Source organism: Aquimarina sp. MMG016 (genome assembly GCF_018100805.1).
Lineage (GTDB): Bacteria > Bacteroidota > Bacteroidia > Flavobacteriales > Flavobacteriaceae > Aquimarina.
In genome coordinates this window covers 108,948-120,071 of record NZ_JAGJEA010000017.1, presented here as the reverse complement: position 1 = coordinate 120,071, position 11,124 = coordinate 108,948, and the positions used below count along the sequence as shown (strand labels likewise).

Below are 11,124 nucleotides of genomic sequence, written 5' to 3'. Positions count from 1 at the left end.
ACTAGCGGTAGCGAGATGAATTGCCTACAATCTGTAACCGGAGCTAATCGAGATTCTTCTTCTGGAGTATTCTATGTTCCTTTTTGAAACTGAAACCTGATATTTGTGCTTTAAACATAAAACAATAATAGATACACTTCCTATAAAAAAGAGGCTGTACGTCACACAGCCTCTTCACCTCCATTTAACTAAAAGAAAAATCTATTTTGATTTAATTAAACACACAAACCTTAAATGATGAAAAAGGACTATATCGACAAGATACATCACCAGGACCTAAAAAAGGAGAACTATCCCAGCAATCTCTATTCGTATTACAACGTCTACCACCAATATTTCCTCCGTTAATTTCTTTTTGTTGCTCTTTAGTTAGAGACTTACCAAAATTTTCTAAATTTTTAATCATTGTGTAAAAAATTATAAGTTAGTAATACACTAATCTAAATTTTATATCACTGTAAAACACAACCCTGTGGAGGTTCGGCGGAATAATGTGGACGAACGTAATGAGAAAGTCTAAATTAAATGTATATATATCATGGCACATTTTTAATAAAAACATCCATTGTTCATTTTAAAATGCTCATCTCAAAAGCGTCAACCTGTCTACCATACCTGGTAGATTCGAGACATCCAATAAAAATTTTATCCAGTGAATATACTGACGTTCCAAAGCAGGGCTTTGAAAATCTTTTCTCACCAGTATAAGATTTGTTTTGCGTTAAAAAAAACTTGAAGCCTTGGAAAGATTTTAGCAAAACAAATCTGGTTTTGTCGAAGACAAAAATACCTTGAAAAAAGTGCCTTTTCTTTTGGTTCATTTTCTTTGGGCAAGCAAAGAAAATGAACAGAAAGCCAAATCAAAGGAAATAGGATGAAAATTAAGAATTTATAAATACCTGAAAAACAAATTATTATAAAATGCATCAATGGTAGTGTTTTGTCGTAGTAAAACGAAGACAAAATGTATCGAGAATAGTTTTTTTTGTTCAAAATCCTATTCTCGATACACTTCTCCCTTTGGTCACAGCACTCGAATTGACGGATCTGGAATCAAAAAAAATCAAAATGCACAATGGATTAATAACTAAAAAACTTACCCACTCACATGCTCACAAACTCACCGACTCACATACTCATCCGCTCACAAACTAAATTACTCAACTACTCACCCACTCATATACTTAAAAACTCAAAAACTATCTTTACATTTGCCCAAAAAAGAAAAGTACATGTTAATTATTGGTATTGCCGGAGGAACCGGTTGTGGCAAGACCACCGTAGTCAATCAGATTGTTAATGAGTTACCGGAGAATGAGGTCTGTGTGATCTCACAGGATTCTTATTATAAAGATACTAGTCACCTAAGCTACGACGAACGGGTACAGATAAACTTTGACCATCCGCAATCTATTGATTTTGATTTATTAGGAGAACATCTTTCAGCTTTGCGAAAAGGTGAAACCATAGCACAACCGGTATACTCTTTCGTTGAGCACAATCGTACTAGTGAAACGGTGAGTACCAAACCTAGCAAAGTAATGATCGTAGAAGGGATTTTGATCCTTACTAACCCTAAGATCAGAGATATGTTTGATATTAAGATCTATGTACATACTGATAGCGATGAACGCCTGATAAGACGATTAAAAAGAGATATTGCAGAACGTGGCCGTGATATGGAAGAAGTTTTGGATCGATATCAGAATACGCTAAAACCAATGCATCAGCAGTTTATTGACCCTACCAAAGAATATGCTGATCTTATCATACCCAACAATACATATAACAATGTAGCCGTTGATATTGTACGTACCATTATTAAGGAACGCTTAGTTTAACTTTTGTACCTTTACAAACAATATTATTCTTAGGCAGATTGAATCTTAAAGACTATTTTCAAAAGCTAAAAAACAAACCGGCATTGATTCCGATATTCGCCATATTTTTAAATAAATATGTGCTGATTGTCTTGCTATTTGTAGTTTGGATGATGTTTCTGGACACCAACTCATGGTTAATACATAAAGAGTTAGATCAGGAAATCAACGAGCTGGAAAATAACAAAGAGTACTATATCAAAGAGATTATTAAAGATCAAAAAGATATCAAGGTACTCAAAGACAGTAGTGAGTTGGAAAAGTTTGCCCGAGAAGAATATTTTATGAAACGTGATGATGAAGAGATCTACATTATAGAATACGAAGATAGTGTACCAAAAACCAAAAAAGATGACTAAATCCTTATTTGACAGTTTTGATGAAGTTTCTGCCAAAGAGTGGAAGCAGAAGATACAATTTGATCTCAAAGGTGCGGACTATAACCAAACCTTAATCTATCAATCTCTGGAAGGCATCAATATCAAACCTTTTTATCATCAGGAAGATTTAGAAAATATAAACAACCCGATCTCCCATCCTACGAGTTGGAAGAATTCATTAAGAATTGAAGTCGCAGAGGCTAATGATGGTAATCAAAAAGCGTTAAAAGCTATCCAAAAAGGTGCAGAAAGTATCTTTTTTATCATCAAAACAGCTGATATTGATCCAAAGGAGCTTTTAGAAGATCTAAATTCTGAAACTTCTATTTTTATAGAAACCGAATTCCTTTCGGCTTCTTATATTCAAAAAATAAATGACCTGGCTAAAAGCAAAGTATTATCTATTTATGTATTCACTGATATTATAGGTAATCTGGCCGTTACCGGAAATTGGTTTTCTAATCTTAAAGAAGATCATCTGGCTTTAGAGGAAATTACTAAAAACAATACCCTGAGCAGTACTATTAGTATTGATACGGGCTTGTATCAAAACGCCGGGGCAACTATGGTGCAGCAACTAGCTTATGCTTTGGCTCACGCAAATGAATACTTAAATCATTTTGATACTTCTGAAGTTAATCCATTAAAAAAATCTCCAATAGTATTCAAAGTGGCTATTGGTGGAAATTACTTTTTTGAAATTGCAAAACTAAGAGCACTCAGATTGTTATGGCAGACTTTGGCTTCGGCATATGGTATTTCAGAAGAATGCCACATTTTTGCATACCCTTCTCATAGAAACAAAACAGTCTTGGATTATAATGTAAATATGCTTCGCACTACCACCGAATGTATGAGTGCAATATTAGGAGGAGCAGACACGATTCATAACCTGCCCTATGATGATATTTACAATCTGGAAAATGATTTTGGAACGAGGATTTCGTTTAATCAATTACTAATTCTTAAAAACGAAAGTTACTTTGACCTGGTGAATAATCCTGCCTCAGGAACCTATTACATAGAGAGTCTAACTGATCAATTAGCAGAAAAAGCACTTTCATTATTTAAAAATATTGAAGAAGGAGGCGGATTCTTAAGTCAGCTAAAATCAGGAACGATTCAGAAAAAAATAAAAGAAAGTGCCAATAAAGAACAAGAGTTATTTGATAGTGGAGAAATTGTATTAACCGGAGCAAATACCTATAAAAACGCTGAAGAAATTATCCCCACATTCCAAAAGCCTGTTTTTCAAGAAAAAAGAGCCCGAAAAACGCTGCTTGAACCAATTATAAAAAGGAGACTGAGTGAGAAATTATTAAAAAAATCATAAAACAATGTTAATATTCCCCAAGTAATCCTTAACTTGTGGCTGAATATAAAACAATAGCGTATACATTAACATTACTAAATCTTAATCGATGCCCCATAAGATTAGATCTAGAGTCATATTTGTACTCTACTTACTATTATTCAGTTCTATTGCTCATGCTCAAACGAATGATATTTGTTTTAGTATAGACGAAACTGGTATTATAAAAAGAGCATATGCCTCTTTTGAAAAGGACATATTCAATCATTATAAATTCGGCAATGATTCTATAAAAACGTATAGAACATTTCTTGCTGAGGTAGCCAGTTTATCTATTGATCTCAGAAAACTTCCGTCCGATAATTCTATCCAATTAACCCGTGAGTTTAAAAAAATAGCCAATAATAAAAATTCGCTTTGGGTACGATTAACAGATTATGAGAATCAAGAAGCCAATAGAAAACCATATCCTTCTTCGACAACCAAAAAGAATGAAGAAGAAATTCTAATTTTTAATTATAGAGGTGGATTTATACAATGTCTTAAAAACACTAGTGATAGTGATGATTTTAAAGAGGTAATCCGTAACCTGGAGACAGATGCCAATATTAGTACTTCTCTGATTGCGCAAAAAATTTATTACATCTCGGACAAAGAATTTAATTCACTAGAAATCAAAAACTTCATAGCTTTTGATATCTACTACTCTATTTTGATGGTTGTAGAAAAAGCTTTTAAATAGTTTTATACAATATTCATTATAAAGAACCAATATTATTGATGTTTTCTAAAATTAATCATCAATAAAATCGTAATTTTACGTTTTTGTTAATGAAACTATTTCTTGAAAGTGAAATACCTTTTCCTGATACTTTTATCTTTTCTTCTATTCTCTTGCAATACAGCTATTCATAAAGCTCAAAATTGGTTAGAAAAAGCTAATAATGCTACTCCTGAAAAGCTAGAAGGAAATTATTTTCAAATTGAAAATACCCGAGTAAAAACTTTTCTTCCTCCGGAATTTAAACAATACACTACAGAACAATACCGTAAGACACTCGATTCTGTATTTCCTAAAAATCAAGTCAAAGCAGAAATGAGAAGACTGGAAACTATGAGAGACGTTAAAGGCTCTTTTAGTCTTTTTTTTGATAATATCACTGGTTCTACATATACCATAAATACATTCCCATTTACACCATTTAATCGTAATGATGCCAAAATGTTATTGGCAATGATGCGCAAAAATAATGATAAGGTTAGCCTAACCACTGATCTGAATTTCAAAAAAATAACAGCTACTTTTAAGAAAACTGATGATTTCACTATGTTTAGATCTATCTTTCAAATTGATAATATAAAAAACGATCATATTTCTTATAGTAGCACATATTTTATTACAGCAAAAAAGCAAACGTTTGTGATTAATCTAACCACACCATTTCAGGTTAACTTCGATCGTTATATTGAAAAAATGAAGTTCTAAAAAATGACTAGAAAAAATCTTCAACACATAACATTAAATTCAGAATTCAGAATTCAGAATTCTGAATCAAAAATGCATACAACCTCAGAAGGAATTGATATAAAATCATCTTATACTAAAAATGATGTTGAACATCTAGAACACCTAAACTTTGCTGCAGGACTCCCTCCATATTTAAGAGGCCCCTATTCTACAATGTATGTGCGCAGGCCTTGGACAATTAGACAGTATGCCGGATTCTCTACTGCAGAAGAAAGTAATGCTTTCTATAGGCGAAACCTTGCTGCAGGACAAAAAGGGCTTTCGGTTGCATTTGATCTTGCAACGCATAGAGGATATGATAGTGATCACGAACGGGTATTTGGTGATGTGGGTATGGCAGGTGTAGCCATAGATACCGTGGAAGATATGAAGATTCTTTTTGATCAAATTCCATTGGATAAAATGTCTGTTTCTATGACTATGAATGGTGCTGTACTACCTATTATGGCATTCTACATTGTAGCAGCAGAAGAACAAGGTGTTGATAAAAACTTACTTTCCGGGACCATCCAGAATGATATCCTCAAGGAATTTATGGTACGTAATACATATGTGTATCCTCCTACTCCATCGATGCGTATCATTGGTGACATTTTTAAGTATTGCTCCAAGAATATGCCAAAATTTAATCCTATTAGTATCTCAGGATATCACATGCAAGAGGCTGGAGCCACCTGTGATATAGAATTAGCATATACGCTGGCGGATGGTTTAGAATATATCAGAAAAGGAATTGAAGCCGGAATGGATGTAGATGCTTTTGCTCCTCGCTTATCTTTTTTTTGGGCGATTGGAATGAATCATTTTATGGAAATTGCCAAAATGCGCGCAGCACGTATGCTTTGGGCAAAACTGATCAAACAATTCAATCCAAAGAATCCAAAATCTTTAATGCTTCGTACACATTGTCAAACCAGTGGTTGGAGCTTAACTGCTCAAGACCCTTTTAATAATGTAGCTCGTACTTGTATTGAAGCTAGTGCAGCTGCTTTTGGTGGCACACAGAGCTTGCATACCAATGCCCTAGATGAAGCTATTGCATTACCTACAGATTTTTCTGCAAGAATTGCCAGAAATACACAAATCTATTTACAGGAAGAAACTCAAATTACACGAACAGTTGACCCTTGGGCAGGTAGTTATTATGTAGAATCTTTGACCAATGATATAGCAGAAAAAGCCTGGAATCTTATAGAAGAAGTAGAAGAGCTAGGCGGAATGACTAAAGCTATTGAAGCTGGAATTCCTAAAATGCGTATCGAAGAAGCTGCCGCCAGAAAGCAGGCCAGAATTGACAGTGAACAAGACGTCATTATAGGAGTCAACAAATACAAATTAGAGCAGGAAGAAGCTATTAGTACCCTTAAAGTAGATAATCAAGCGGTTAGAGACCAACAAATAGAAAGTTTGACAAGGGTAAAAGCTTCTAGAGATGAAAAAGCAGTAGAACAAGCCTTACTCAATTTAACCAATGGAGCCACTAATGAGACCGAAAATTTATTAGCTTTAGCAGTAGATGCTGCACGATTAAGAGCTACTTTAGGAGAAATTAGTGATGCGCTGGAGAAGAAATTCGGAAGACATAAAGCACAAATTAAAACATTTACAGGAGTGTATGCCAAAGAAATAAAAAATGATGAGTCCTTTAACAAAGCAAGAGAACTAGCGAATCAATTTGCAGAACTTGATGGTCGTAGACCTAGAATTATGATTGCAAAAATGGGACAAGACGGTCATGACCGCGGTGCAAAGGTAGTTGCCACTAGTTATGCAGATGTTGGTTTTGATGTAGATATAGGACCTTTATTCCAAACTCCGATTGAAGCAGCTAAACAAGCTGTGGAGAATGATGTTCACGTAGTTGGTGTTTCTTCGTTAGCAGGTGGACACTCGACTTTAGTACCACAAATCATCGCTGAACTAAAAAAATATGGACGAGAAGACATTATGGTAATTGTTGGTGGTGTAATTCCTCCAGATGATTATGAGTTCTTATTTGAATCTGGTGCAGTGGCTATATTTGGCCCTGGAACTAAAATAAGTGATGCAGCCATAACCATTTTAGACATTTTGATTTCGACATTTGAATAAAATGAATAACAAACAAAAAACTATGCACGCATAGTTTTTTGAAGTATAAATTGTAACTTTCCACCAATAACAATATAACATTATGAAGTATACAGATAAAATGCTTCGGGATGGAGCGCTCGAAGGAAAAAATATAGTGGTTACCGGAGGAGGTAGCGGATTAGGAAAAGCAATGACTAAATACTTTATGGAACTTGGAGCTAAAGTTGCCATAACTTCCAGAAATCTAGAAAAACTTCAAGGCACTGCAAAAGAACTTGAGGAAGAAACTGGTGGTACTTGTTTGCCTTTACAATGTGATGTAAGACACTATGATCAGGTCGAAAAAATGAAAGATGATGTTCTGGAAGCATTTGGATCAGTAGACGTTTTGCTTAATAATGCCGCAGGAAATTTTATTTCACCAACCGAACGTTTATCTGCTAATGCTTTTGATACTATAATAGATATTGTACTTAAAGGTACTAAAAACTGTACTCTGGCATTTGGAAAACACTGGATTGATACTAAATATCAAAATACTACTGTACTTAACATTGTTACAACATATGCCTGGACTGGTTCTGCCTATGTAGTACCTAGTGCTACTGCCAAAGCTGGGGTTTTAGCATTGACTAGATCACTAGCCGTGGAATGGGCAAAATACGGAATGCGTTTTAATGCTATTGCTCCGGGACCATTTCCTACCAAAGGAGCTTGGGACAGATTAATGCCTGGTGATCTTAAGGAAAAACTAGATATCACAAAACAAGTACCTCTAGGACGTGTTGGAAACCATCAAGAATTAGCCAATCTAGCCGCTTATCTAGTGTCAGATTTCTCTGCTTATGTTAATGGAGAAGTAATGACTATAGATGGTGGAGAATGGTTAAAAGGCGCTGGGGAGTTTAACATGTTAGAACAGGTTCCGGAAGCTATGTGGGATATGTTAGAAGCTTCAATTCGCTCTAAAAACAAAAAGTAAGTAAACTAAAATAACATTTATATTAAACAATTCATCAATGAATAAATCGATTTTGAATTTTTTTATTGGAGCTTTTATTTTAAGTACTCCAATTATATGTCATGGTCAAAATACTGCAAATGCAGAGCTAAAAACTTCGGCTGCTATAAACGAAGGAATCATTCCGGTTGATCCTAACGTAAAAGTAGGCAAATTAGATAATGGCCTTACCTATTACATTCGCAACAATGGTAAGCCTGAAGATAAAGTAGAGCTAAGACTTGTAGTGAATGCTGGTTCAATACTAGAAGATGAAAGTCAATTAGGTTTGGCTCATTTTATGGAACACATGAACTTTAACGGGACTAAAAATTTCAAGAAAAATGATTTAATCGATTATCTTCAGAGCATAGGTGTAAAATTTGGCGCTGACCTTAATGCTTATACCAGTTTTGATCAAACGGTATATATTCTGCCAATTCCAAGTGATGATCCTGAAAAGTTAGAAAAGGGATTTCAAATCCTTGAAGACTGGGCTCATAATGCGGAACTTACAGAAGAAGCCATCGATGGAGAAAGAGGTGTGGTATTAGAAGAATATCGTTTAGGACAAGGTGCTCAACAAAGAATGTTACAAAAATATCTTCCTTTAATTGCTTATAACTCTAAATACTCTGAAAGACTTCCTATAGGAACTAAAGAAGTTTTAGAAAACTTCAAATATGAAGATGTAAGAAGATTTTATAAGGATTGGTACAGACCAGACCTTATGTCTGTAATCGCTGTAGGTGACCTTGATGTGGCTACTTTGGAGAAAAAAATTAAAGATCATTTTACCGGACTTAAAATGCCGGAAAATCCAAAGAAAAGAGAATATTTTGACACTCCAAATCACAAAGAAACATTAGTAGCTGTTGTCTCAGACAAAGAAGCTCCTAATTCTGTAGTTAGGCTTATCTATAAGGACAGGGAAATGTCTCAACCAATGAAAACGATTGCTGACTATAGAGGTAACCTCATAGAAGGGCTTTTTGCTCAGATGATGAACAATCGCCTTAATGAATTAAGGAATAAACCAAATCCTCCATTCATTTTTGCAGGAAGTAGTCATAGTGGAACATTTGCAAGAAAAAGAGAAGCTTATCAATCATTTGCTTTAACTTCTGAAACCGGTCAATTAGATGCTCTTAAAGCTATATTACAAGAAAACAAAAGAGTACAGCAATACGGATTCAAAAACGGTGAGTTCGATAGAGCAAAAAAAGATGTAATTGCCAGTATAGAAAAGTTATTTAAAGACAAAGATAAAAGAGAGTCTTCCAGAATTATCGGAGAATATATAAACAATTATTTAGAAGAAGAAGCAATTCCTGGTCTTGAGTGGGAATATGAACAAACCGTTTCGCAACTACCAACTATCAAGTTAGAAGAAGTGAATTCGTTAATAAAAAACTTCTTGCACGATGATAACAGAGCCGTTGTAATGACCGGGCCTGAAAAAGAAGAACTAAAGCAAGTTACTAAAGAAGAGGTGTTAAAACTATTAAAAGAAGTTGAAACTTCTAAAATAGAAGACTACGAGGATGAAAAAGTGCGTGAAAATTTAATTGAAAAAATGCCAACTCCCGGAAAAATAGTAGATACCAAGAAAAATGAAGAGTTTGACTATACGGTATTAGAGCTAAGTAATGGCGCAAAAGTGACATACAAAAAAACTGATTTCAAAAATGATGAGGTTTTATTTACTGCGTATAGTTATGGAGGAAGCTCTCTATATTCTGATGAAGATTATCACCAGACTGTTTTCGCAAACAATAGTATATCACAAACTGGTCTTGGAGGACTGTCATTAAATGACATGAATAAAATGATGTCAGGAAAAATAGTTAATGTAAGACCTTTTATTGGAGGTATCTCTGAAGGGTTTAGCGGTTCTTCTACACCAAAAGACTTAGAAACTTTATTCCAACAAGTATACCTATACTATACAGGTGTAAACAAAGACAAAGAAGCCTGGAAATCTGATATGGATAAACAAAAAGGATTCTTGGCCAATATTTTGGCAAACCCACAAAACTATTTTAGCATCGAATTTGGAAAATTCCAAAATCAAGGTAATCCAAGATATTCTGGTTTTCCAACTCCAGAAAAGTTAGATGCTGCAAATTACGAATTAGCATACCAAAAATATAAAGAAAGGTTTGCCGGTGCAGGAGGTTTTAACTTCTATTTTGTAGGTAACATTGATGAAGCAAAACTAAAAGAATATGCTGAGAAGTATATCGCTAGTTTACCAGATACCGGAAAAGATGAAACTTATAAAGTATTTAACTACAGACCTTTATCCGGATCGCATGAAAAAATAATTTATAAAGGAGCAGATCCTAAAAGTACAGTTAATATTATCTGGAGAGGTGAAACTAAATACGACAAAAAGGAAGATCTAGCATTAGCAGCTACTGGTGAAATCTTAACGATTAAACTTATCGAAAAGCTAAGAGAAGAAGAAGGTGGTGTATATGGTGTTGGAGCAAGAGGAAATATAAATAAATTACCTTATGGTAGTTACAGCTTTAGCATAGGATTTCCTTGTGGACCTGAAAATGTAAAAAAATTAACTGAAGCAGCTCTTGCAGAACTTAAGAAAATAATCAACGAAGGACCTACCGATAAAGATCTAGCTAAAATAAAAGAAGCTAGGCTATTAGATTACAAAGAAAAAAGCAAGCAAAATAAATTCTGGCTGGATAATCTTAAAAACACAGATTACAATCAGCAATCCATGGAGAATTCAAAAAGTTATACAACTATGGTAAACAACATTTCAAAAGAAGAAATCCAGGAAGTAGCCAAAAAATATTTAGACAAAGGTCATATCCTAGGGGTGCTTATGCCAGAGAAAAAATAATTTTTTATAAATGTTTATGCAACAGACCACCTGAGAAGGTGGTCTTTTTTATAATCATCTGTTAATATTTTTCATTTTTATA

At 34.3% G+C, this 11,124-nt stretch carries 9 protein-coding genes; 8 read left to right on the top strand and 1 reads right to left on the bottom strand.

The window, feature by feature from the left end:
• Positions 1-211 precede the first annotated feature (211 nt).
• Positions 212-406 carry a hypothetical protein gene (locus tag J8M14_RS21780; protein ID WP_211076941.1) on the bottom strand — a complete coding sequence of 65 codons (195 nt, stop codon included), beginning with the start codon at positions 404-406 and terminating at the stop codon, positions 212-214.
• A gap of 826 nt (positions 407-1,232) precedes the next feature.
• Between J8M14_RS21780 and udk the strand changes: the two genes are divergently transcribed.
• The 8 genes from udk to J8M14_RS21740 all read left to right on the top strand — a co-directional run bounded on the left by udk (position 1,233) and on the right by J8M14_RS21740 (position 11,042).
• Positions 1,233-1,841 carry a uridine kinase gene (gene udk, locus J8M14_RS21775; protein WP_211076940.1) on the top strand — a complete coding sequence of 203 codons (609 nt, stop codon included), beginning with the start codon at positions 1,233-1,235 and terminating at the stop codon, positions 1,839-1,841.
• A gap of 83 nt (positions 1,842-1,924) precedes the next feature.
• Positions 1,925-2,239 (top strand): septum formation initiator family protein, encoded by a 315-nt coding sequence (locus J8M14_RS21770; RefSeq protein ID WP_282100274.1) that lies wholly within the window; start codon positions 1,925-1,927, stop codon positions 2,237-2,239.
• On the top strand, positions 2,232-3,593 hold the full coding sequence (locus J8M14_RS21765) for a methylmalonyl-CoA mutase subunit beta (protein ID WP_211076938.1): 1,362 nt from the start codon (positions 2,232-2,234) through the stop codon (positions 3,591-3,593). Before J8M14_RS21770 ends, J8M14_RS21765 begins: the two co-directional genes overlap by 8 nt.
• Before the next feature lie 88 nt (positions 3,594-3,681).
• The gene (locus J8M14_RS21760) at positions 3,682-4,314 is read left to right on the top strand and encodes a hypothetical protein (RefSeq protein WP_211076937.1); all 633 of its coding nucleotides are present in this window, start codon (positions 3,682-3,684) and stop codon (positions 4,312-4,314) included.
• Between the two features lie 108 nt (positions 4,315-4,422).
• A complete protein-coding gene (locus tag J8M14_RS21755; protein WP_211076936.1) occupies positions 4,423-5,058 on the top strand; it encodes a hypothetical protein in 636 nt (211 codons plus the stop codon).
• 3 nt (positions 5,059-5,061) lie between these two features.
• Positions 5,062-7,191: a methylmalonyl-CoA mutase gene (scpA, locus tag J8M14_RS21750; protein WP_211076935.1), complete on the top strand. Its 2,130-nt coding sequence runs from the start codon at positions 5,062-5,064 to the stop codon at positions 7,189-7,191.
• 82 nt (positions 7,192-7,273) lie between these two features.
• Positions 7,274-8,155, top strand: coding sequence for an SDR family oxidoreductase (locus J8M14_RS21745; protein ID WP_211076934.1), 882 nt, complete (start codon positions 7,274-7,276; stop codon positions 8,153-8,155).
• Positions 8,156-8,192: 37 nt separating this feature from the next.
• Positions 8,193-11,042, top strand: a complete 2,850-nt coding sequence (locus J8M14_RS21740) for an insulinase family protein (protein ID WP_211076933.1) — start codon at positions 8,193-8,195, stop codon at positions 11,040-11,042.
• Positions 11,043-11,124: the final 82 nt, after the last annotated feature.

Excerpts from the sequence above, each read along its gene's own strand:
- J8M14_RS21745 (WP_211076934.1), top strand. The coding sequence starts at position 7,274 with ATGAAGTATACAGATAAAATGCTTCGGGATGGAGCGCTCGAAGGAAAA.
- scpA (WP_211076935.1), top strand. The coding sequence starts at position 5,062 with ATGACTAGAAAAAATCTTCAACACATAACATTAAATTCAGAATTCAGA.
- J8M14_RS21740 (WP_211076933.1), top strand. The coding sequence starts at position 8,193 with ATGAATAAATCGATTTTGAATTTTTTTATTGGAGCTTTTATTTTAAGT.
- J8M14_RS21780 (WP_211076941.1), bottom strand. The coding sequence starts at position 406 with ATGATTAAAAATTTAGAAAATTTTGGTAAGTCTCTAACTAAAGAGCAA.
- J8M14_RS21760 (WP_211076937.1), top strand. The coding sequence starts at position 3,682 with ATGCCCCATAAGATTAGATCTAGAGTCATATTTGTACTCTACTTACTA.
- udk (WP_211076940.1), top strand. The coding sequence starts at position 1,233 with ATGTTAATTATTGGTATTGCCGGAGGAACCGGTTGTGGCAAGACCACC.
- J8M14_RS21765 (WP_211076938.1), top strand. The coding sequence starts at position 2,232 with ATGACTAAATCCTTATTTGACAGTTTTGATGAAGTTTCTGCCAAAGAG.